This is a genomic window from Pseudomonas sp. BP01 (assembly GCF_022760795.1).
GTDB classification, from domain to species: domain Bacteria; phylum Pseudomonadota; class Gammaproteobacteria; order Pseudomonadales; family Pseudomonadaceae; genus Aquipseudomonas; species Aquipseudomonas putida_Q.
This window is the reverse complement of record NZ_JAFBKA010000014.1, coordinates 123,132-146,557: the sequence shown is the minus strand read 5'-3', so window position 1 is coordinate 146,557 and position 23,426 is coordinate 123,132. Positions and strand designations below refer to the sequence as shown.

The 23,426-nt window shown below is 63.6% G+C and carries 18 protein-coding genes; 13 read left to right on the top strand and 5 right to left on the bottom strand.

The features are described 5' to 3' along the window. Positions 1 to 123 precede the first annotated feature (123 nt). From JOY50_RS14850 to JOY50_RS14820, 7 genes are all read left to right on the top strand, one after another. Positions 124 to 1,041, top strand: a complete 918-nt coding sequence (locus JOY50_RS14850) for a glutamate/aspartate ABC transporter substrate-binding protein (protein WP_132842165.1) — start codon at positions 124 to 126, stop codon at positions 1,039 to 1,041. A 142-nt stretch (positions 1,042 to 1,183) separates the two neighbouring features. Beyond that, positions 1,184 to 1,930: an amino acid ABC transporter permease gene (locus tag JOY50_RS14845; RefSeq protein ID WP_132842167.1), complete on the top strand. Its 747-nt coding sequence runs from the start codon at positions 1,184 to 1,186 to the stop codon at positions 1,928 to 1,930. Then, the gene (locus JOY50_RS14840; protein WP_016488795.1) at positions 1,931 to 2,602 is read left to right on the top strand and encodes an amino acid ABC transporter permease; all 672 of its coding nucleotides are present in this window, start codon (positions 1,931 to 1,933) and stop codon (positions 2,600 to 2,602) included. Beyond that, positions 2,599 to 3,333 (top strand): amino acid ABC transporter ATP-binding protein, encoded by a 735-nt coding sequence (locus tag JOY50_RS14835; protein ID WP_020190711.1) that lies wholly within the window; start codon positions 2,599 to 2,601, stop codon positions 3,331 to 3,333. The genes JOY50_RS14840 and JOY50_RS14835 overlap by 4 nt, the downstream gene beginning before the upstream one ends. A gap of 69 nt (positions 3,334 to 3,402) precedes the next feature. Beyond that, a complete protein-coding gene (locus tag JOY50_RS14830) occupies positions 3,403 to 5,307 on the top strand; it encodes an ATP-binding protein (RefSeq protein WP_132842169.1) in 1,905 nt (634 codons plus the stop codon). Then, complete coding sequence (locus JOY50_RS14825) at positions 5,304 to 6,632, top strand: sigma-54 dependent transcriptional regulator (RefSeq protein WP_019472050.1); 1,329 nt, start codon at positions 5,304 to 5,306, stop codon at positions 6,630 to 6,632. Before JOY50_RS14830 ends, JOY50_RS14825 begins: the two co-directional genes overlap by 4 nt. A 25-nt stretch (positions 6,633 to 6,657) precedes the next feature. Then, entirely contained in the window at positions 6,658 to 6,993 is a 336-nt protein-coding gene (locus JOY50_RS14820; RefSeq protein ID WP_016498198.1) for a GlpM family protein, read from the top strand. Between the two features lie 116 nt (positions 6,994 to 7,109). Here JOY50_RS14820 and JOY50_RS14815 read toward each other — a convergent pair whose 3' ends face one another. Continuing rightward, on the bottom strand, positions 7,110 to 8,105 hold the full coding sequence (locus tag JOY50_RS14815) for an alpha/beta fold hydrolase (RefSeq protein ID WP_132842171.1): 996 nt from the start codon (positions 8,103 to 8,105) through the stop codon (positions 7,110 to 7,112). 196 nt (positions 8,106 to 8,301) lie between these two features. Between JOY50_RS14815 and metR the strand changes: the two genes are divergently transcribed. Further along, on the top strand, positions 8,302 to 9,219 hold the full coding sequence (gene metR, locus JOY50_RS14810) for a transcriptional regulator MetR (protein WP_019471229.1): 918 nt from the start codon (positions 8,302 to 8,304) through the stop codon (positions 9,217 to 9,219). Here metR and JOY50_RS14805 read toward each other — a convergent pair. Then, entirely contained in the window at positions 9,203 to 9,616 is a 414-nt protein-coding gene (locus JOY50_RS14805) for an NUDIX domain-containing protein (protein WP_132842174.1), read from the bottom strand. The two genes, metR and JOY50_RS14805, sit on opposite strands and share 17 nt — an antisense overlap. A gap of 208 nt (positions 9,617 to 9,824) precedes the next feature. Here JOY50_RS14805 and JOY50_RS14800 point away from each other — a divergent pair, with 208 nt between their 5' ends. Beyond that, positions 9,825 to 14,105 (top strand): DEAD/DEAH box helicase, encoded by a 4,281-nt coding sequence (locus tag JOY50_RS14800; protein WP_132842176.1) that lies wholly within the window; start codon positions 9,825 to 9,827, stop codon positions 14,103 to 14,105. A 245-nt stretch (positions 14,106 to 14,350) separates the two neighbouring features. After that, positions 14,351 to 15,970 carry an FMN-binding glutamate synthase family protein gene (locus JOY50_RS14795; RefSeq protein ID WP_132842178.1) on the top strand — a complete coding sequence of 540 codons (1,620 nt, stop codon included), beginning with the start codon at positions 14,351 to 14,353 and terminating at the stop codon, positions 15,968 to 15,970. 124 nt (positions 15,971 to 16,094) lie between these two features. On the opposite strand, the gene JOY50_RS14790 is transcribed toward JOY50_RS14795, so the two are convergent. Beyond that, complete coding sequence (locus tag JOY50_RS14790) at positions 16,095 to 17,513, bottom strand: amino acid permease (protein ID WP_019471233.1); 1,419 nt, start codon at positions 17,511 to 17,513, stop codon at positions 16,095 to 16,097. 391 nt (positions 17,514 to 17,904) lie between these two features. On the opposite strand from JOY50_RS14790, the gene JOY50_RS14785 reads away from it, so the two are divergent. From JOY50_RS14785 to JOY50_RS14775, 3 genes are all read left to right on the top strand, one after another. Continuing rightward, positions 17,905 to 21,054 carry a transglycosylase domain-containing protein gene (locus tag JOY50_RS14785; RefSeq protein ID WP_132842180.1) on the top strand — a complete coding sequence of 1,050 codons (3,150 nt, stop codon included), beginning with the start codon at positions 17,905 to 17,907 and terminating at the stop codon, positions 21,052 to 21,054. Between the two features lie 89 nt (positions 21,055 to 21,143). After that, positions 21,144 to 21,689, top strand: a complete 546-nt coding sequence (locus JOY50_RS14780) for a PadR family transcriptional regulator (RefSeq protein WP_132842182.1) — start codon at positions 21,144 to 21,146, stop codon at positions 21,687 to 21,689. Continuing rightward, positions 21,682 to 22,443 (top strand): siderophore-interacting protein, encoded by a 762-nt coding sequence (locus JOY50_RS14775; protein ID WP_132842184.1) that lies wholly within the window; start codon positions 21,682 to 21,684, stop codon positions 22,441 to 22,443. Before JOY50_RS14780 ends, JOY50_RS14775 begins: the two co-directional genes overlap by 8 nt. Positions 22,444 to 22,562: 119 nt before the next feature. On the opposite strand, the gene JOY50_RS14770 is transcribed toward JOY50_RS14775, so the two are convergent. Both JOY50_RS14770 and JOY50_RS14765 read right to left on the bottom strand, forming a co-directional pair. Continuing rightward, on the bottom strand, positions 22,563 to 23,198 hold the full coding sequence (locus JOY50_RS14770; RefSeq protein WP_132842186.1) for a Pr6Pr family membrane protein: 636 nt from the start codon (positions 23,196 to 23,198) through the stop codon (positions 22,563 to 22,565). A 1-nt stretch (position 23,199) separates the two neighbouring features. Continuing rightward, complete coding sequence (locus JOY50_RS14765; RefSeq protein WP_016488810.1) at positions 23,200 to 23,421, bottom strand: VF530 family DNA-binding protein; 222 nt, start codon at positions 23,419 to 23,421, stop codon at positions 23,200 to 23,202. Between the last annotated feature and the right edge of the window lie 5 nt (positions 23,422 to 23,426).

Below are 23,426 nucleotides of genomic sequence, written 5' to 3'. Positions count from 1 at the left end.
AGCTTGGCACGAGTCATGCTCTACACTTGGAAGCCGAATGCACATCGCTTCATGCTGTATTCGTTGAACGAAAGAGTCCGCCAACGGCTCCATAAAAAAAACAAACCCGTCGAGGAAAATTTGATGCGTATCGTTCGTCAATTGCTGGGCGCCGCCATCGCGGCCGCTGTGATCGCTTCGCCGGCCATGGCCGAAGAACTGACTGGCACCCTGAAGAAGATCAAGGATTCGGGCACCATCACCCTGGGCCACCGCGACTCCTCCATCCCGTTTTCCTACCTGGCCGGCAAACCCGAGCCCGTGGGCTACTCGCATGACATCCAGCTGGCTGTCGTCGACGCCCTGAAGAAGCAACTGGGTACGGACATCAAGGTCCGTTACAACCTGGTCACCTCCCAGACCCGCATCCCGCTGGTGCAGAACGGCACCGTCGACCTTGAGTGCGGCTCCACCACCAACAACGTCGAGCGCCAGCAGCAAGTCGGCTTCTCGGTCGGCATTTTCGAAGTCGGTACCCGCCTGTTGACCAAGGTCAAGGACGGTCAGCCTGCATACAAAGACTTCCCGGACCTGGCCGGCAAGAACGTGGTGACCACCGCCGGTACCACCTCCGAACGCATCCTCAAGGCGATGAACGCCGACAAGCAGATGAAGATGAACGTGATTTCCGCCAAGGACCACGGTGAAGCCTTCAACATGCTCGAAAGCGGCCGCGCCGTGGCCTTCATGATGGACGACGCGCTGCTGGCCGGTGAAATGGCCAAGGCGCGCAAGCCAGCCGACTGGGTCATCACCGGCACCCCGCAGTCGTACGAAATCTACGGCTGCATGGTGCGCAAGGAAGATGCTGCGTTCAAGAAGGCGGTCGACGACGCCATCGTGGGCTACTTCAAGTCGGGCGAAGTCAACAAGAGCTACGACAAGTGGTTCATGCAGCCAATCCCGCCTAAAGGCCTGAACCTGCAGTTCCAGATGAGCGACGAGCTGAAAAAGCTGATCGCCGAGCCGACCGACAAGGCCGCGGACGAGAAGAAGTCCTGATCCTCAGATAGTGGCCTGGTGCTCAACAGCACGAATCAATTCTGCAGGCCACTCATTAGTGTCTAACCTTTCATCCGAGGGCGCCAAGCGCCCCCGGATGCTCGAAGGTGCCCGTGAAACAACCGTCTGAGGGGAAATCCCGATGAATTACAACTGGGACTGGGGCGTGTTCTTCAAGTCCACCGGCGTGGGCAGCGAAACCTATCTGGACTGGTACATCACCGGCCTGGGCTGGACCATCGCCATCGCCATCACCGCTTGGGTCATCGCGCTGCTGCTGGGGTCACTCCTCGGTGTCATGCGTACCGTGCCGAACCGCCTGGTATCGGGCATCGCTACCGCCTATGTGGAACTGTTCCGCAACGTGCCGCTGCTGGTACAGCTGTTCATCTGGTACTTCCTGGTACCGGACCTGCTGCCGGAAGGCTTGCAGGAATGGTTCAAGCAGGACCTCAACCCGACCACCTCGGCGCTGATCAGCGTGGTCGTCTGCCTGGGCCTGTTCACCGCCGCCCGGGTCTGCGAACAGGTGCGTACCGGTATCCAGGCGCTGCCCAAAGGCCAGGAAGCCGCTGCCCGCGCCATGGGCTTCAGCCTCCCGCAAATCTATAACAACGTGCTGCTGCCGCAGGCTTACCGGATCATCATTCCGCCGCTCACCTCCGAGTTCCTCAACGTCTTCAAGAACTCCTCGGTGGCGTCGCTGATCGGCCTGATGGAGCTGCTGGCGCAGACCAAGCAGACCGCCGAGTTCTCCGCCAACCTGTTCGAAGCGTTCACCCTGGCCACGCTGATCTACTTCACCCTGAACATGGGCCTGATGCTGCTGATGCGCATGGTCGAGAAGAAAGTCGCCGTGCCTGGCCTGATTTCCGTGGGGGGCAAGTAAATGGACATGGATTTCAGCGAAATCATCCCGGCCCTGCCTGCCCTTTGGGAAGGCATGGTCATGACCCTGCAGCTGATGGTCATGGGCGTTGTCGGCGGTATCGCACTGGGCACCATCCTGGCGCTGATGCGCCTGTCGTCGAGCAAGCTGCTGTCACGTGTGGCAGGTGCCTACGTCAACTACTTCCGCTCGATCCCGCTGCTGCTGGTGATCACCTGGTTCTACCTGGCGGTGCCGTTCGTGCTGCGCTGGATTACCGGCGAAGACACGCCAGTGGGTGCATTCACGTCTTGCGTGGTGGCGTTCATGATGTTCGAGGCCGCGTACTTCTGCGAAATCGTGCGTGCCGGCGTGCAGTCGATTTCCAAAGGCCAGATGGGCGCCGCGCAAGCGCTGGGCATGAACTACGCGCAGACCATGCGCCTGATCATCCTGCCCCAGGCCTTCCGCAAGATGACCCCGCTGCTGCTGCAACAGAGCATCATCCTGTTCCAGGACACCTCACTGGTGTACACCGTGGGCCTGGTGGACTTCCTCAACTCGGCACGTTCCAACGGCGACATCATCGGGCGCTCCCATGAGTTCCTGATATTCGCCGGCGTCGTCTACTTCATCATCAGCTTCTCCGCTTCGTGGCTGGTCAAGCGCCTGCAAAAAAGGATCACCGTATGATTTCCATCAAGAACGTCAACAAGTGGTACGGCGACTTCCAGGTACTGACCGACTGCAGCACCGAGGTCAAGAAAGGTGAGGTGGTGGTGGTCTGCGGCCCGTCGGGTTCGGGCAAGTCCACCCTGATCAAGTGCGTCAACGCGCTGGAGCCGTTCCAGAAGGGCGACATCGTGGTCGATGGCACCTCGATTGCCGACCCGAAGACCAACCTGCCCAAACTGCGTTCGCGAGTGGGCATGGTGTTCCAGCACTTCGAGCTGTTCCCGCACCTGACCATCACCGAAAACCTGACCATCGCGCAGCGCAAGGTACTGGGCCGTAGCGAGGCAGAAGCCACCAAGAAGGGCCTGGCCCTGCTTGAGCGCGTAGGGCTCAGCGCCCATGCCAAGAAGCACCCTGGCCAACTCTCGGGTGGGCAGCAGCAGCGTGTGGCAATTGCCCGCGCCCTGGCGATGGACCCGATCGTCATGCTGTTCGACGAACCCACCTCTGCACTGGACCCGGAAATGGTCAGCGAGGTACTGGACGTGATGGTGCAACTGGCCCACGAAGGCATGACCATGATGTGCGTGACCCACGAGATGGGCTTTGCCCGCAAGGTCGCCAACCGGGTCATCTTCATGGACAAGGGCAGCATCATCGAAGACTGCACCAAGGAAGAGTTCTTTGGCGATCAAAGCGCCCGCGACCAACGCACCCAGCACTTCCTCAGCAAGATCCTGCAGCACTAAACCGGCCACAGCATCCGCTGCCACGGGACCCACCGGGCAGCGGATGCTGGTCGTGACAAGGCCACTGTGATGAAATGCGACCCCTCGCTACTTCGCCCTGCCAAGCCTGCCGTGAATTCCCGTCTGATCCGCCAACTGCTGTTACCGCCACTGATCATCCTGCTGATGGTCGGCTTAGGGCTGGCTGGCTACCTGATCAGCGAGAGCAACGGCATCCGCACCCTCAGCGAAAACGGCGAGCGCCAGCTGGAGCTGCACGCGCGCACGGTCGAAAGCGAAATCAGCAAATATACCTACCTGCCGAGCCTGCTGGAGCTGGAAGACAGCGTTTCGCACCTGCTCACCGACCCGGATGGCGGCTCACGCCAGACGGTCAACGAATACCTTGAGGGCCTGAACAGGCGCAGCCGCAGCCGCGCCATTTTCGTCCTCGATACCAATGGCCGGGTCCAGGCCACCAGCAACTGGCGCGACGCCGACTCGTTCCTCGGTGAAGACCTGTCGTTCCGCGCCTACTTCCAGACGGCCGTGCGCGGCGAGCCTGGGCGTTTCTACGGCATCGGCAGCACCACGGGCGAGGCCGGCTATTACCTGGCCCACGGGCTTGAAGAGCACGGCAAGATCATTGGCGTGGCAGTGATCAAGGTGCGCCTGGACACGCTGGAGGAGCGCTGGCAGCGTGCCCGCCTGGAGGCATTCGTCAGCGACGAGAACGGCATCATCATCCTCTCCAGTGACCCGGCCCGACGCCTGAAGTCGGTGCGCCCGCTGACCCCGCAGACCAAGGAGCGCCTGGCGCGCAGCCTGCAATATTACTGGTGGCCGCTCAACGAACTGCAGCCACTGGCCCGGGAAACCCTGGCCGATGGTGTGGAAAAGCTGACCTTCCCGGCCAACAGCGAAACCGCACAGGGCAAGCAGCACGAAGTCGCCTACCTGGCCCAGACCCGGCGCCTGGCCGATACACCCTGGCACTTCACCCTGCTGACCCCGCTGCAGGACCTGCGCCGCGAGTCCATGGTGCAGGGCATCCTGGTGGGCGTGGCCTTTGCCTTGCTGGCAATCCTCGGCATTGCCTGGAACGAGCGACGCAAGGTCATCGCCACCCGCCTGGCGGCCCGCGAAGCCCTTGAGGAAGCCAACAGCCAGCTGGAACGGCGCATTACCGAGCGCACGGCAGACCTGCGCGCCAGCAACGAACGCCTGAAAGGCCAGATTCGCGAGCGCCGGCATGCCGAGCAGACCTTGCGCCACGCCCAGGATGAGCTGGTGCAGGCCGGCAAGCTGGCCGCCATCGGGCAGATGTCCACCAGCATTGCCCATGAGCTGAACCAGCCTCTGGCCGCGCTGCGCACGTTGTCGGGCAACACCGTGCGCTTCCTCGAACGCGGGGCACTGGAAACCGCCAGCACCAACCTGCGCACCATGAACGACCTGATCGATCGCATGGGGCGCATCACCGCCAGCCTGCGCTCGTTCGCCCGGCGGGGTGACGACAGCGGCCAGGCCTCGCTGGCCAAGGCGGTGGAGGCCACCTTGCAGGTGCTGGCCAACCGTATCAGCGCCTGTCATTTGCAGTTGCACCACCAGTTCGAAGACCAGCAACTGGCCATCGACCAGACCCGCCTGGAGCAGATTCTGGTCAACCTGATCGGCAACGCCCTCGATGCCATGGCAGCGCAACCGTTGCCCCAGCTGTGGCTGGAAGGCGAGCTGCAGGGCGAGAAGTACCGCTTGCAGGTGCGCGACAACGGCCACGGCATCGACGCCGAGGCGCGCAAGCACCTGTTCGAACCCTTCTTCACCACCAAACCGGGCGAACATGGCCTGGGCCTGGGCCTGACCCTGTCGGCGAGCCTTGCCGCCGCCGCCAAGGGCAGCCTCAACGTCGAGCACCCCGCCACCGGCGGCACGGCCTTCGTCCTGGCCCTGCCCCTGGTCTCACCCCCTAGCGAATCGGCAGAGCACCCATGAACCAAGCGCCTCTTACCGTCCTGATTGTCGAAGACGACCCGCATGTGCTGCTCGGCTGCCAGCAGGCACTGGCCCTGGAGGACATCGCCTGCGAGGGTGTGGGCAGCGCCGAACAAGCGCTGGAACGCATCGGCGACGATTTCGCCGGCATCGTGGTCAGCGATATCCGCCTGCCGGGCATCGATGGCCTGGAGCTGCTCAACCGCCTCAAGGCCCGTGACCGCAGCCTGCCGGTGGTATTGATTACCGGTCACGGTGATATCGACATGGCGGTCGGCGCCATGCGCAATGGCGCGTACGACTTCATGGAAAAACCGTTCTCCCCAGAACGCCTGGTCGACGTGGTGCGCCGCGCCCTCGAACATCGCGGGCTGTCACGCGAGGTGGTGGCCCTGCGCCGCCAACTGGCCGAGCAGAGCAGCCTGGAGGGCCGCATCATCGGTCGTTCGCCGGCCATGGAACACTTGCGTGAACTGATTGCCAACGTCGCCGATACGTCGGCCAACGTGCTGATCGAAGGCGAGACCGGCACCGGCAAGGAACTGGTCGCCCGCTGCCTGCACGATTTCAGCCGGCGCCAGGGCCAGCCCTTTGTGGCGCTGAACTGTGGCGGCCTGCCAGAAAACCTCTTCGAGAGCGAGATTTTCGGCCACGAGGCCAACGCCTTCACTGGCGCTGGCAAACGCCGTATTGGCAAGATCGAACACGCCAACGGGGGCACGCTGTTCCTCGATGAAGTGGAAAGCATGCCGATCAACCTGCAGATCAAGCTGCTGCGTGTACTGCAGGAGCGCACCCTGGAGCGGCTGGGCTCGAACCAGAGCATCCCGGTGGACTGCCGGGTGATCGCCGCGACCAAGGCCGACCTCGATAGCATGGGCCAGAGCGGCCAGTTCCGCAGCGACCTGTACTACCGGCTGAACGTGGTAACCCTGGAGCTGCCCCCCCTACGGGAGCGCCGTGAAGACATCACGCAGTTGTTCGAGCACTTCCTCCAGCAGTCCGCACTGCGCTTCGACCGTGAAGCACCGGCGCTGGACAGCCAGATCCTGTCACGCCTGATGGCCCACGACTGGCCGGGCAATGTGCGCGAGTTGCGCAACGTGGCTGAACGCTATGCCCTTGGCCTGCCAGCGTTCAAGAAAGGCCCCAGCGGCGGCGCCAGCCAGGGCCTGGGCTTTGCCGAAGCGGTGGAGGCGTTCGAGCGCAACCTGCTCAGCGATGCCCTGCAGCGCACGGGCGGCAACCTGAGCCAGGCCAGCCAGGAGCTGGGCATGGCCAAGACCACGCTGTTCGACAAAGTGAAAAAGTACGGCCTCGGCTGACCTCAACCCAAACTGGAAAGACAACGTGGACCTGGTATTCAAAGCTGCCTTGGGCGCTGGCGTGGTGCTGCTGCTGGCGGTGCTGTCGAAGACGCGCAATTACTACATCGCCGGGCTGGTGCCACTGTTTCCCACCTTTGCCCTGATTGCGCACTACATCGTTGGCAAGGGGCGCAGCATTGCCGACTTGAAGACCACCATCCTGTTCGGCATGTGGTCGATCATTCCGTACTTCGTGTACCTGGCAACCCTGTATGTGCTGGTCGACCGCCTGCGCCTGGAGGCGTCGATGGCGCTGGCCACGGTAGCGTGGCTGATAGCCGCGACCGTGCTGGTAACCTTGTGGGTGCGGATGCACTGATCAAATGCGCGCTGGCTTCTTCGCGGGCTTGCCCGCTCCCACAGGATCTCCACAATGCCTGAGATTGGTGCGGTACCTGTGGGAGCGGGGAAGCCCGCGAAGAAGCCAGCGCGGCGTCAGAGCCCTGCGATGTGCGTGACCTCTTGCCTGTGCGCCTGCAAATAAGGCAACACGGCCCCCAGCAGCGGCGCCTTGAACGGCTCCTGAAAGCGGTGCGCCAGCCCCGGTATCAGCCGCAGCTGGCTGCCTTGAATGTGCGCCGCCAGGTGCACGCCGTGCATCACCGGCAACAACGGGTCGGCCGTGCCATGCACCACCAGGGTCGGCACACGAAGCTGGTTCAAAAGCTCGACCCGGCTTGGCTCCGCCAGTATTGCCATGATCTGACGCTTGGCCCCGTCGGGGTTGAACGCCCGGTCGTAGGCGACTGCCGCCTGGTGCAGCAACACAGCCCGGTCGTCCCGCACCTCGGGGCTGCCCAAGGCCGCCAGCAGGTCGGCCTGCTGCTCGATGGCCACCTCGCGGTTTGGCGCGCTGCGCCGGGCCAGCAACTGCACCAATGCCGGATCCGGCGCCGGCAGCCCCGCCGCCCCTGAACTGGACATGACCAAGGTCAGGCTGCGCACGCGCTCGGGTGCCATGGCCGCCAGATGCTGGGCGATCATGCCGCCCATGCTCACGCCCAGTACATGAAACTGGCGCACACCCAGCGCGTCCATCAGGTGCAAGCCGTCATCGGCCATATCCGTGAGCGTGTAGGGCGCCGCCACCGGCAGGCCCAATTTGTAGCGCAACAGCTCGACCGTCAGGTTGGCCGACGGTGGCAGCTGGTTCCAGCGTGACAGCCCGACATCGCGGTTGTCATAGCGGATCACCCGAAAGCCTTGGCGGCACAATGCCTCGACCACATCGTCCGGCCAATGGATCAGTTGCCCACCCAAGCCCATCACCAGCAACAAGGCCGGGTCCCGCTGCGCCCCGACGCTCTGGTACACCACGCTGACCGCGCCCAGCTCGGCACGCTGCACCGGCACATGGGCGTCACAACGCTGTTCGGCGAAACTCGCAGGTACGCTGAATAGGAAAAAAACAAAAAGCCAAAAAGCCCGCATGAGAGAAACACCAGAATGCAGATCCCCAGTAGAGCGCGAGTCTGATGAATTCTGTTCGAGCGCGCTGCCACAGTTCGGTGACAGTTTCATGACTCCCGCCAGGCGGTGCGGCCGAACGCCCAGTCGACAGCCGCAGCAACATGAGAGAAACTCAACTCATTCCCTGTTTCTTCAAACCTACACCCCGGAGTCAGCAGTGCTGGAGATCCGTCACCTGAAAACCCTTCATGCCCTGCGTGAAGCCGACAGCCTGGTGGAGGCCGCCGAGCGTCTGCACCTGACCCAGTCGGCGCTTTCGCACCAGTTCAAGGAACTGGAAGAACGCCTGGGCCTGCCGCTGTTCGTGCGCAAGACCAAGCCGATCCGTTTCACCAGTGCCGGGCTACGCCTGTTGCAACTGGCCGATGCCACCCTGCCCCTGCTGCGCGGCGCCGAGCGCGACATCGCGCGCCTGGCAGGCGGTACAGCCGGGCGCCTGCATATGGCCATCGAATGCCACAGCTGCTTCCAGTGGCTGATGCCAACCATCGACCAGTTCCGCGACGCCTGGCCGGAAGTGGAGCTGGACCTGGCCTCCGGCTTTGCCTTCGCCCCGTTGCCGGCCTTGGCCCGCGGCGACCTGGACCTGGTGGTGACCTCCGACCCGGTGGACCTGTCGGGCATCACGTACGTGCCGCTGTTCACCTACGAGGCAATGCTGGCAGTGGCCAACCAGCATGCGCTGGCCAGCAAGCCCTACATCGTGCCCCAAGACCTGCTTGACCAGACGCTGATCACCTACCCGGTGGAGCGCGACCGCCTGGACATCTTCACCCGCTTTCTGGAGCCGGCCGACATCGAACCGGCCGCCGTGCGCACCTCGGAGCTGACGGTGATGATGATGCAGCTGGTGGCCAGCGGCCGTGGGGTATGCGGCATGCCGCACTGGGCGCTGCACGAGTACAGCTCGCGCGGCTATGTGAAGGGCAAGCGCCTGGGCGAGAAAGGCCTGTTTGCCACCCTGTATGCCGCCGTGCGCACCGACATGCTCGATGCACCCTACATGCGCGATTTTTTGCTCACGGCCAAAGACACCTCCTTCGCCACACTCGATGGTGTCAGCGCGGTGCGTTGAGCAACTGGCGGTACAGCGGCAGGATCAGGTCGTGGGTCAGGGGTGCCAGTTGCATGACGGGCGCCTGATCTGCGGCCAGCCAGACCACCTCTTCGATTTCAGCCGCCGGCACCACGGCTGCGGCGCTGTCGACACGGAACAGTTCCGCTTGCACTTCGAAGCCTGGCTCATTGGCGGCCGGGGCACTGAACTGGCCCAGGTGCACAGCTTGGGCCGGGTCGATGTGCAGGCCCAGTTCCTCGTGCAACTCGCGCACCAGTGCCTGCACCGGCGTTTCACCGGCATCGATCTTGCCGCCTGGCTGCATGAAAGCTCCGGTGCCGCGCTTGCGCACCAGCAGGGTGCGGCCCTGGGGGTCGATCAGCAGGGCGGCAGCGATACGGATTATGTTCGGCATGGATCAGCTCACGTGAAGAAATCAAAGAAGATATCGCCTGCGTCTGGCCTATCGCCGGCAAGCCAGCTCCCACAGGTACCGTACATGTCTCAAGCTGGCGCGATACCTGTGGGAGCTGGCTTGCCGGCGATAGGGCCGGCGCGGGCAACATAGCATCCGCGACGAACGGCCCCTTGCCAACCCGCCGCATACCCTCCATAACCAACACATGAACCTGCCCGCCAAACACCACCCGGTGCTCGAGCTGTTTCACCTTGCCGTGCGCACCTGGTTTCGTCGCCATTTCGCCACGGTCACTGAAGCCCAGGCACAAGCCTGGCCGCTGATCCATGCCGGCCAGTCGATGCTGCTCGCCGCGCCGACTGGCTCGGGCAAAACCCTCAGTGCTTTCCTGGCGGTGCTTGACGAACTGTTCCGTGAAGGCCTGGAGCACCAAGGCGAACTGCCCGCGCAAACCCAGGTGATCTACGTTTCGCCGCTGAAGGCGTTGTCTAACGACATCCGCCTCAACTTGCAAGCCCCGCTCGAAGGCATCAGCCAGGCCCTCGCAGATCAAGGCCTGAAAGCGCCACGCATCACCACGGCCGTGCGCACGGGCGACACACCACAAAAGGAACGTGCCGCCATGCGCAAGCTGGCCCCGCACATTCTGGTGACAACCCCAGAATCGCTGTACGTGTTGATGGGCTCTGCTTCAGGCCGTGAAGGCCTGGGTAACGTGCACACGGTAATCGTCGACGAAATCCACGCACTGGCCGGCAACAAGCGTGGCGCCCACCTGGCACTGACCCTGGAACGCCTGCAAGCCTTGAGCAAACGGCCACTGCGACGTATCGGCCTGTCCGCCACACAACGCCCGGTCGAGCGGGTTGCACAGTTTCTGGCCGGTAGCGGGCGCCCCTGCGCCATCGTCGATGTAGGCCATGCGCGTCAACGCGACCTGGCCATCGAAGTGCCACCGGTGCCACTGGGCGCGGTGATGGCCAACGATGTCTGGGGCCTGGTCTACGACCGCTTGGCCACCCTGGCCCGCGAACACCGCACCACGCTGGTATTCGTCAACACCCGGCGTCTTGCCGAACGCATCACCCGTCACCTCAGCGACCGACTGGGCAAGGAGGCGGTAGCCGCGCACCATGGCAGCCTGTCCAAGGAGTTGCGCCTGGATGCAGAACAGCGGCTCAAGAGCGGCCATTTGCAGGTGCTGGTAGCCACCGCTTCGCTGGAGCTGGGCATTGATATCGGCGATATCGACCTGGTGTGCCAGATCGCCTCGCCCGGTTCAATTGCCGCCTTCCTGCAACGGGTTGGCCGCGCCGGCCACCAGGTTGACGGTGTGCCCAAGGGGCGCCTGTTCCCCACCTCACGCGATGACCTGATCGGATGCGTGGCCCTGCTGGACTGCGTGCGCCAAGGCGAACTGGACGAGCTGCACATACCCCGGGCACCGCTGGACGTGCTGGCCCAGCAGATCGTGGCCGAAGCCAGCAACCAGGACTGGCACGAACAAGCCCTGTTCGACTGCCTGCGCCAGGCCACGCCCTACGCCGAACTCGACCAGCGCCACTACCAGGCGCTGCTCACCATGCTCGCCGAGGGCTACAACGGCCGCCAGGGTATCCGCAGCGCCTATTTGCACCGCGATGCGGTCAGCGGCACGCTGCGCGGCCGTCGGGGCAGCCAACTGACGGCGCTGACCAGCGGCGGCACCATCCCTGACAACGCCGACTACACCGTGCTGCTAGAACCGCAGGCACTGAACATCGGCAGCGTCAATGAAGACTTTGCCGTAGAGAGCATTGCCGGCGATATCTTCCAGCTGGGCAACGCCTCATATCGCATCCTGCGCGTCGAGCCGGGCCGCGTACGGGTGGAAGATGCCCATGGCCTGCCGCCGACCATTCCGTTCTGGCTGGGTGAAGCGCCGGGGCGCAGTGATGAGCTGTCTGCCGCCGTGGCCAGGCTGCATGCACGCATCGACCAGCAACTGGCACAGGCTGACGGCGACACAGTCGAGGTACTGGCATGGTTGCAGGCTACCTTCGAACTGGGCGAAGACAGCGCCAGCCAGCTGCTCGACTACCTGGCCCGCACCCGCGAGGTGCTTGGCGCCCTGCCCTCGCAGGACACGCTGGTGATGGAGCGCTTTTTCGATGAGTCCGGCGGGACCCAGCTAATCATCCATTCGCCCTACGGCAGCCGCATCAACCGCGCGTGGGGCCTGGCCTTGCGCAAGCGCTTCTGCCGCACCTTCAATTTCGAGCTGCAGGCCGCCGCCAGCGAGGATGCCATCGTGCTGTCGCTGTCGACCAGCCACAGTTTCGCTCTGGACGAGGTATGGCATTACCTGAACAGCCGCAGCGCCGAGGCGGTCCTTGTGCAGGCCCTGCTGGATGCGCCGCTGTTTGGCGTACGCTGGCGCTGGAACGCCGGCGTTGCAATGGCCCTGCCGCGCTTCGTGGGCGGACGCAAGGTAGCGCCACAGATCCAGCGCATGAAAAGCGAGGACCTGGTGGCCGCCGTGTTCCCAGACCAGATCGCCTGCCTGGAGAACATCGCCGGCGAGCGGCAGATACCCGATCACCCGCTGGTCGAACAAACCCTCGACGACTGCCTGCATGAGGCGATGGACAGCGAAGGTTGGCTGGCCCTGTTGCGACGCATGGAAAGCGGGGCGGTACGCTTGCTGAGCCGCGACCTGCCCGCCCCTTCGCCACTGGCCTCGGCCATTCTCAATGCCCGGCCGTACGCTTTTCTGGACGATGCCCCGCTGGAAGAACGGCGCACCCAGGCAGTACTCAACCGACGCTGGAGCGAAGTGCACAGTGGCGACGACCTGGGCGCGCTGGACGCTGATGCCATCGCCGCCGTCGCGGCCGAAGCCTGGCCGCAGCCGGGCAATGCCGACGAAATGCACGAAGCGCTGATGGGGCTGGGCGCCATCAGCCAAGCGGAAGTGCAAGGCAATGCCAGCTGGGACCTGTTGCTCAGGCAGCTGGCCAAAAACGGTCGGGCCTTGCGCCTGGCGGGCGAAAAGCTGTGGTTGGCGCGTGAGCGGTTGGGCCTGTTGCAGAGGCTGTATCCGGAGGCTGTGCTGGAGCCTGCCTTGCAGGTACTGCCAGGCTTTGATCAGGCCATCGACCCGGACCTTGCCCTGAGTGAACTGTTACGTGCCCGCCTGAGTGGCCATGGCCCCAAGACCGCGGCACAGATAGCGGCACCGCTGGGCAAGCCGTTGCCAGCGATCGAGCAGGCGCTGGCCCGCCTGGAAGCCGAAGGCTATGTACTGCGCGGGCACTTCAGCCCTGGTGCAACCGACCTGCAATGGTGCGAACGCCATTTGCTGGCGCGCATTCACCGCTACACGGTCAAACGCCTGCGCCGCGAGATCGAACCGGTCAGCCTGCAGGACCTCATGCGCTTTCTGTTCGACTGGCAGCGCCTGGGACCTGACGAGCGCCTGCGTGGCCCGCAGGCGGTGGCCGAAGTGCTGGGCCAGTTGCAGGGGTTCCCCGGCGCCGCCGGGGCGTGGGAGGCGGAGCTGCTGCCTTCGCGCATCCTGGACTACAGCCCGAACTGGCTGGACGATGCCTGCCGCAGCGGGCAGTTTGCCTGGAGCCGGCTGGCGGCAACGGTGGCGAGCAGTACCCTGGCGAGTACCCCATTGGTGCTGCTGCCGCGCGACCAGCTGAACACATGGCGCAGCCTGGCGCCCGCCCCAACCGTAGATGCCCTTGGCCTGCGTGCGCAACGTGTGCACGAAGCGCTGAAAACCCAGGGGGCACTGTTCTTCGATGAACTGGCGCATGAGGCACATCTGCTGCCCAGCGAACTGGAAACTGCGCTGCAGGAGCTGGTGGGCTCGGGCCTGGTGGGCGCGGACAGTTTCACCGGCTTGCGCAGCCTGATCACACCTGCAGCCAAACGCAGCTCGCGCAACAGCCGTCGGGGCCACCCGCCGCTTTCCAGCAGCATGGCGCATGCCGGGCGCTGGGCACTGCTGCGCCGCAGCGATACGCCACCGGACCAAGACCAGCGCCTGGAGCACATCGCCCGTACCCTGCTGCGCCGCTATGGCGTTATCTGCTGGCGCATGCTGGAGCGCGAGAGTGATGTGCTGCCGCCCTGGCGTGAGCTGCTTCGCTGCTATCACCGGCTGGAGGCGCGCGGCGAGATCCGTGGCGGGCGCTTCATTGCCGGGCTGGCGGGCGAACAGTTCGCCTTGCCTGAGGCGGTGGGATTGCTGCGCCAAGTGCGCCGTCGCGAGCCGGATGGAGCGTTACTGGTAGTAAGTGCCAGTGACCCGCTGAACCTGATCGGCTCGTTGCTGCCCGGGGCGAAAGTGCCGGCGGTGAGTGGTAACCGCTTGTTGTATCGCGACGGAGTACCGGTGGCGGTACGGGTGGCCGGGCGTTACTCGTATCTGGTCGAGGCGCCCGCACAAGAGCAGGAAATCTGGCGGCAGAAACTGCTGCGTGACAAGCACTGAGCGTTATTGGCTTTACCGGCCCTATCGCCGGCAAGCCAGCTCCCACAGAGATGTCACTTCGCTTGAAGGTGGTGATGACCTGTAGGAGCTGGCTTGCCGGCGATAGGGCCGGTACAGCCAGTACATAACTTGGCGAGAATGATTTTCGCTACCCCGATTTTAATTTGCAGGGCCCTGCAACTTGGCTATGGTCGGGGTTTGCCCTCCAGGCCCTGAGCCTGACCGCGCCATCGCAAGGACCCTGTATGAGCCTGTCACTTCTCAGTCGCTACGCCTTCTTCGCCGCCTGTGTACTGTTCACCCTGGCGAGCTTGCCCTTCACCCACCACGAATGGTTGTGGCCGTTCACCCTGACCACTGGCATCCTCAGCCTGATCGGCCTGTTCGACCTGCTGCAGCAGCGCCATGCCGTACGCCGCAACTACCCGATCCTGGGCAACATCCGCTATCTGGTCGAGGCCATCCGCCCCGAGATTCGCCAGTACCTGCTGGAATCCGACAGCGACGCCCTGCCGTTTTCCCGCGCCCAGCGCTCACTGGTGTATGCGCGGGCCAAGAACGAAGCCTCGGACAAACCGTTCGGCACGCTGATCGACGTTTACGAGTCCGGCTTCGAGTTCATTGGCCACTCCATGCGCCCGGCGCCGCTGGCCGACCCGAACAGCTTCCGCGTCATCGTCGGCGGGCCGCAGTGCAGCCAGCCGTACTCGGCATCGATCTTCAACATTTCGGCCATGAGCTTCGGCTCGCTCAGCGCCAATGCCATCCGCGCCCTCAACCAGGGCGCCAAGCTGGGCAACTTCCACCATGACACCGGCGAAGGCAGTATCAGCCCCTATCACCGCGAGCATGGTGGCGACCTGGTCTGGGAACTGGGCAGCGGCTACTTCGGTTGCCGAACACCGGACGGGCGCTTCGACCCCGAACGCTTCGCCGCCCAGGCGCGAAGCCCGCAGGTGCGCATGATCGAAATCAAGATGAGCCAAGGCGCCAAGCCCGGCCACGGCGGCATCTTGCCCAAACACAAGGTCACCCAGGAAATCGCCGAGACCCGCGGCGTACTGATGGGCGAAGACTGCATTTCGCCGTCACGCCACAGCGCTTTCTCCACGCCGATCGAGATGATGCAGTTCATCGCCCAGCTGCGTGAGCTGTCCGGCGGCAAACCGGTCGGTTTCAAATTCTGCCTGGGCCACCCGTGGGAGTTCATGGGCATCGCCAAGGCCATGCTGGAAACCGGCATCCTGCCCGACTTCATCGTCGTCGATGGCAAGGAAGGCGGTACCGGCGCGGCACCGGTGGAGTTCACCGACCATATCGGTGTCCCCCTGCGCGAAGGCCTGTTGTTCGTGCACAACACGCTGGTGGGCCTGAACCTGCGCGACAAGATCAAGCTAGGGGCCAGCGGCAAGATCGTCAGCGCCTTCGACATCGCCAGCGTGCTGGCCATTGGTGCCGACTGGGCCAACTCGGCGCGCGGCTTCATGTTCGCCATTGGCTGCATTCAGTCGCAGAGCTGCCACACCAACAAGTGCCCGACCGGCGTGGCCACGCAAGACCCGCTACGCCAACGCGCCCTGGTAGTGCCGGACAAGGCCCAACGGGTGCTGAACTTCCACCACAACACCTTGCGTGCCCTGGCCGAAATGCTCGCGGCGGCGGGCCTGGAGCACCCGGCACAACTGGAAGCCAAGCATCTGGTGCGGCGCGTCTCGGCCACCGAGATCAAGCTGTTCTCGCAGATGCATGTGTTTCTGAAGCCGGGTGAGTTGCTGACCGGCGAGGTGAATGGGCAGTTCTATTCGCGCATGTGGCAACTGGCCCGGGCCGACAGCTTTGAGCCGCACAGCGAAGTGGCGGCCTGATAGACCCCTGGGGCTGCTGCGCAGCCCGATCGCGACACAAGGCCGCGCCTACAGGAATACGCGATCTCCTGTAGGAGCGGCCTTGCGTCGCGATGGGCCGCAAAGCGGCCCCGGCTATTTCAGATCAGGAAGCGGTACTGGCCACACCTTGCACGTCTTTCGGCGCCAGGCGCAACGCGTAGTACAGCACCGTCAGCAGCACCAGGAACGCCGGGCCAATGTACAGGGCCACACGGGTATCCTCGAAGTACGCCATCAAGCCAACCACCAGCACCAGGAAGCCCAGCGCCAGGTAGGAACTCAGCGGCCACAGCCACATGCGGTACTTCAGCGCCTTGCGCTCAGCGGTGGAAAGGCCGGCACGGAACTTGAGCTGCGCCAGCAGGATCATCACCCAGGTCCAGATCGCACCGAAGGTGGCAATCGAGGTTACCCAGACAAATACCTTTTCCGGCACCAGGTAGTTGGCCAGCACGCCCAGCAGCAGCGCGCCAATCGACAGCAGCAGCGCATTCCGCGGTACGCCGTTTTTCGAGGTGCGGGCGAAGGCCGCCGGGGCTTGGCCGTTTTGTGCCAGGCTGTAGAGCATCCGCCCGGTGCTGAAAATGCCGCCGTTGCACGACGACAGCGCCGCGGTGATGACCACGAAGTTGATGATGCCGGCGGCGGTCTTGATGCCCAGGCGCTCGAAGGTCATGACGAACGGGCTGCCCTGGCTGCCGATTTCGTTCCACGGGTAGATCGACAGGATCACGAACAACGCGCCGACGTAGAACAGCAAGATGCGCCAGAACACCGAGCCAATGGCCTGCGGGATGGTCTTTTGCGGGTTGCGTGCTTCGCCGGCGGTCAAGCCGATCATTTCCACGCCCAGGTAGGCGAACATCACCATTTGCAGCGACATCAGCACGCCGGTCACGCCATTTGGCATGAAACCGCCGTTGCTCCACAGGTTGGAGACACCCACAGCCACACCGTCATTGCCAAAGCCGAAGGCGATGACGCCGATGCCGCCAAGGACCATGGCGATGATGGTGACGATCTTGATCAGGGCAAACCAGAACTCGAACTCACCAAAGGCCTTCACCGCCACCAGGTTGACCGCGCCCATGCTGCCCAAGGCCGCCAGGGCCCAGATCCAGCGAGGGACGTCGGGGAACCAGATGCCCATGTAAATGGCCACTGCGGTAATTTCGGCGACACAGGTCACCAGCCACAGGAACCAGTAGTTCCAGCCAGTGAGAAAGCCCGCTAGCGGGCCGAGGTAGTCTTGGGCGTAGCGGCTGAACGACCCGGCGACCGGGTTATGCACGGCCATTTCGCCAAGGGCGCGCATGATCACCAGGATGGCCAGGCCACCGATGATGTAGGACAGCATGATGGCAGGGCCGGCCATTTCGATGGCTTTGGCCGAACCGAGGAAAAGACCGACGCCGATACAGGCGCCCAGCGCCATCAGGCGGATGTGCCGTTCGCCCAGTTCACGCTTGAGCGGGCCGCCTTCATTGGCCTGGCCATGGGCAGAGTGGTTGCCGACTGGCATAGCAATACAACCTCATTTTGTTATTGGATTTGACCTTCGTGCAGCACCGGCCATGCCGATAGGCGTGACGTAGGCTTGCCAGGCTGGCCTCGTGGGCCGGCCCGTGTGCCGGGGTAGAGCGCCCGGCAGGGCGAAGGGGCCGAGCAGTATAGGAAGACCGTTGCAGGGATTTTCGCTGTATATACAGGAATAATCAGCAAGTTTTCTGGCGGGCGCAGCGGCCCTGAAAGCTGCCCCGGCACCATACCAACACCGCCGTATCAAGAAACCCACACCAAAGCCGCATAGCCCTACACCGCTCTTCTCCACCTCCTACAAAATTTTCACCTCACCCGCTCAACGTCTAAGCTTCAGACAAGCAAGACGAAAATACCTGGCCGGATTGAAGACTATGGGCGCACTGTGGCAATCGGAACCAAGCAGAACGGAAGCACCCGAGATACCTCCGGCCGAGACGCCACAACCAAAGTCCCCCCGTCAGCGTCGGCTATGGTGGCGGCTGATCATCCTCATCCTGCTGGTGGCGCTGGTGGCCATCGGTTTCGCGGCGTATGACGAATTCCGCACCTCAGAGCTGCAATCGCGCGAGTTCAGCAAACTGGCCGGTACGCTGACCTACTCGCTGGAGCCCGGCCCTAGTGATGCAATCATCTACCCCGGTGAGGGGCCGTTCGACAGGCGCCTGGGCTACAGTGCCCTGGGCGAATTCCTGCCACGCCTGCTCAAGCGGGACTACCTCATCACTGAGCAGGTAAAGTTCTCACCCGCGCTGATGAACTACGTCGAACATGGGCTGTTCGCACCCTATATCGAGAAGATTCAGGCCGGCCTGTCGATCACCGACTGCCGCGGCGATACGTTGTACCAGTACAACTACCCGCAGCACCTGTACCCGGACTTTGCCGCGATCCCGCCGGTGATGGTCAACAGCCTGCTGTTCATCGAGAACCGCGACCTGCTCGATACCCAGGACCCGCGCAACAACCCGGCCGTGGACTGGCCACGCTTCGCCAAGGCCGCCTACAGCCAGGTGGCCAAGTACCTGGCCTTGCCCGGCCAGTCCGCGGGCGGCAGTACCTTGGCCACGCAGCTGGAGAAGTACCGCCACTCGCCGGACGGCCTGACCGTGTCGGGTGCCGAGAAAATTCGCCAGATGATTTCTGCCAGCGTGCGTGCCTACCAGGGCGGCCCGGATACCACCGAAGCACGCCAGCGCATCGTGCGCGACTACCTCAACAGTGTGCCGCTGTCGGCCGTGCCCGGGCACGGCGAAGTGCACGGCATGGCCGAAGGCTTGCGGGTGTGGTACGGCGCCGACTTCGACCAGGTCAACCAGGCCCTGAATTCCACTGCCAGTGACGCCGAAAGCATGGCTACACGCGGCCTTGCCCTGCGCCAGGTGCTGTCGCTGATGATTGCCCAGCGCCGCCCGTCCCACTACCTGTCCAAGGGCCGGGTCGAGTTGGCCGAACTCACCGATTCGCACATCCGCGTGCTTGCCGCCAACCATGTGATCGAGCAGCCGTTGGCCGAAGCCGCGCTGGCCAGCAAGGCGGTCTACCGCGACTGGGTAGCGCAGCCAACCATCGTGCCGATCGTTACCAACAAGGGCATCAGCCTGGCGCGCAACCGTCTGGCAGCCATGCTCAACCGCCCGCTGTACGACCTCGACCGCCTTGATGTGTCGGCCACCAGTACCCTGCAGGCCGACCTGCAGCTGCAAGTCAGCCAATACCTGAAAAACCTTGCCGACCCGGAGTTTGCCGCGCAGATGGGGCTGATCGGCGAGCGCCTGCTCACCACCAAGACCACCGACCAGGTCAGCTACAGCTTCACCCTGTTTGAGCGCACCGCCGACGGCTCCAGGGTACGGGTGCAGACTGACAGCACCAACCAGCCCTTCGACATCAACGAAGGCAGCAAGCTGGAACTGGGCTCCACCGCCAAGTTGCGGGTGCTGACCACCTACCTGGAAATCATCGCCGAACTGCACGACAAGTACGCCGGCAAGCCCGCTGCCGAGCTGAAGAAGGTGGATGTCGCCGAACTCGACCGCATCACCCAGTGGTCACTGGAATGGCTGGCGCAGAACAGCAAGAACCAGAGCCTGGACGCCATGCTCGACGCCGCGCTGGAGCGCAAATACTCCGCCAATACCGGTGAAGCCTTTTTCACCGGCGGCGGCATGCACGTGTTCAACAACTTCCGCAAGGAAGACAACAGCCGCAACCCGACGCTCAAGGATGCGCTGCGGGAATCGATCAACCTGCCGTTCATCCGCCTGATGCGCGACCTGGTGCGCTACGTGACCTACCAGCAGCCGTACAACCGCGTGCCGCTGCTCAAGGACGACGCCGACCCTCGCCGCCAGGAATACCTGGCCCGCTTCGCCGACAAGGAAGGCACCAACTACCTGATGCGCTTCTGGAAGAAATACCAGCGCAAAACCTCGCAACAGCGCCTGGACAACTTTCTGGACAGCATGCGCGTGACCCCGCAGCGTCTGGCGGCGGTGCACCGCTACCTGTTCCCCGAAGCAGGCCAGGAAACCTTCAATGCCTTCGTACGTGCCCACATCAAGGGCGACAAAGCTGCCTTGGGCAAGCTGACTGACGGCCGCCTGTCAGAGATGTATGACGCCTATGGCCCGGGCAAATACGACCTGCCCGACCAGGGCTACATTGCCAAGGTCCACCCGCTGGACCTTTGGCTGCTTGGCTATCTGCTGAAAAACCCAAGCTCGACCTTGACCGAAATGGTCAACGCCAGCCGCTTCGAACGCCAGGAGGTGTACAGCTGGCTGTTCAAGAGCCGCCATCAAGGGGCCCGCGACAGCCGCATCCGCACCATGGTCGAGATCGAAGCCTTCCTCGACATCCACCAGCGCTGGAAACGCGTGGGCTATCCATTCGACCACCTGGTGCCCTCGCTAGCCACCGCCATCGGCAGTTCCGGCGACCGCCCTGCCGCCCTCTCCGAACTGGTCGGCATTATCCAGAACGACGGCATACGCCTGCCTACCTTACGCATCGACACCCTGCACTTTGCAGCCAACACACCTTATGAGACCAAGTTGATCACCGACCCGGACCGGGGCGTGCGGATTCTGCCGGTGGAAGTGGCACGCGCACTCAAAGGCGCCATGTCGCAGGTGGTCGATGCAGGCACTGCGCGGCGTATTTCCGGCAGCTTCAAGCTGCAGGACGGCACGCCACTGGTGATGGGGGGCAAGACCGGTACCGGTGACAACCGCATCGAAAGCTTCGGCGCCGGCGGTCGGCTGATCGGCTCGCGCTCGCTGAACCGTACCGCCACCTTCGTGTTCTTCCTGGGCGACAACCACTTCGGCACCCTCACTGCCTTCGTGCCGGGGCGCTCGGCAGAAGCGTTCAAATTCACCTCGGCGCTGCCGGTGCAGGTGCTCAAGGGCATGGCTCCGATCCTCATGCCATACCTGCAGCCGGGCAATCCTAATGAATGCAAACCGCCGCAGGTTGCGCTGCATACACCACCCGCAGCGGGGAATGCATCGAATAACTAGATGATAATCATCTGCAATAAGGGGCTTGTCTTTAGATATATCTTGAGTAATATCTTACGATATATCGCAAACGACGGAGCCCTGTCCCCATGCGCGAACACACCCCCCATGATCCCTTCGAGCGGCGCCCCGGCCGCGGCGAGCGCGGCCCACGCGTGTTCGCCCCCGGTGACCTCAAGCTGCTGATGCTGGACCTGCTCGCCGAGCAGCCCGGCCACGGCTACGACCTGATCCGCCAGATCGAAAACCTGTTCGACGGCAGCTACAGCCCAAGCCCTGGGGTGATCTACCCCACGCTCAATTTTCTTGAAGAGGCCGAGCTGATCAGCGGCCAGGTGCAGGGCAGCAAACGCCTCTATGCCATCACCGATGCCGGGCGCAGCGCCCTGGCCGAGCAGGCTGTCGCCCTGGACGGCGTGCGCATGCGCATCGAAGTCAGCAAACGCGCCCTGCGCGGCCACGACCGCCCCCCAGAGATCCATGAAGCGGTCGGCAACCTGCGCCACGCACTGCACATGCACAGCGGTCGCTGGACACCGGAAGAAATCCAACGGGTCCGCGACTTGCTCAACCATACCGCCAAGGCCATCGCCTCCGGGCCGGCCGAACCTGTCTGGGAGACTTCCCATGAGTGACACCATCCACCGCGTCAACCACGAGATCCGCCAACGCCGTCTGCAGGTACTGCGGGTCACCGAGCTGACCCCACGCATGCGCCGCATCACCCTCGGCGGTGCCGAACTGCAAGGTTTCACCAGCGTTGGCAGTGACGACCATATCAAGCTGCTGTTCGGCGAAACACCGGAGCAACAGCAGGCTATCGAGGCCCGTAATATGGGCCGGGACGGTGGCGCACGGCCCACCATGCGCGAGTACACGCCGCGGCGCATCGACCTGGCGGCCAATGAACTGGACATCGACTTCGTGCTGCACGGTGACGGCCCGGCCTCCACCTGGGCCGCCCAGGCCACACCGGGGCAAACCCTGGACATCGCCGGGCCACGGGCATCGATGGTGGTGCCGGATATGTTCGACAGCTACCTGCTGATCGGTGACGAAACCGCCATTCCGGCGATTGGCCGCCGGCTGGACGAACTGCCGGCTGGCCGCCAGGTGCTGGCGGTGATCCAGATCGAAGACGAGCAGGAGCGCCAGCCGTTGCCGAGCAGGGCACAGGTCGAAGTCATCTGGGTGCGCCGCCAGGAGGAAGATTTGCTGGCATTGGTGAAGAACCTGACCTTGCCGCAAGGCCGGTTGTATGGCTGGGTGGCGCTGGAAAAAGCCCTGACCCGCCAGGCCAAGGCACTGCTGCTGGAGAAAGGCGTGCCTGAGGATGCGCTGAAGGCTGCGGCCTACTGGCGTGCTGACGGGACTGCGGACGACGAGTGATCTTGGTTACATGCACTGGCCCTATCGCCGGCAAGCCAGCTCCTACAGTTATTGCACAGCCCTTGAAGGCTGTGGGGTACCTGTAGGAGCTGGCTTGCCGGCGATAGGGCCAGTGCAGGCTAAGCAGATCTGTTCAACCCACGCCACTTATCCAGCCCAAGCAGCACCAACCCAATCCCCCAGAACCCCGCCAGCACCCCCAGCGCATTGAGCATCACCTGCCCATACCCCAGGCTCGCCACATCGATGAACGGGTAGGCATACACCCCAATGTCGCTCCCCCGCCACAGCGCATAGGCGAAATACACCGCCGGGTACATCGCCCACACCGCCAAGTGCCATAGCCGCAGGCTGCCCTTGGGCACCTCGCACCACCAGTACAAGGCATACAGCAAAGGCATCACGTCGTGTAGCAACTCGTCCGCCAGCCACTGCCAACCCTGCGGTTGCCACAAGTGGCGCAGCAACACGCTGTAGGCCAGCGCCACCAGCACGATGCTGGCGGCCACTGCCGTACTCACCGACGGCGACAGGAAAAAACGCCTGGCTCGGCCTTCGCGACCGAACGCCGCATAGCTGAGTACCGTCGCCACCAAGGTATTGGTCAGCACGGTGAAGTAGCCGAACACATTGATCAGGCCGCCAATCAGGCTGGCCTGTTCCTGCCAGCGTGCCAGCAGCACCAGGTAAACCTGCACAGTCAGGCCGAACCAGCCCAGTACGGCGATGCCGGTCAGCCAGGGGCGCGGCGGCATATCAGGCCTGGCGCTGCAGCTTCACGTACAGCTGCTCGACCTTTTCCCGCGCCCACGGCGTCTTGCGCAAAAAGGCCAGGCTCGACTTGATGCTGGGGTTGCTCTTGAAGCAACGCACATCGATGCGCTCGGCCAGGCCCTGCCATTGGTAGTGCGCCACCAGCTCGGTGAGGATCTGTTCAAGGGTCTTGCCGTGCAGCGCGTTGTGTTGGGCCGTGCTCATGCTGT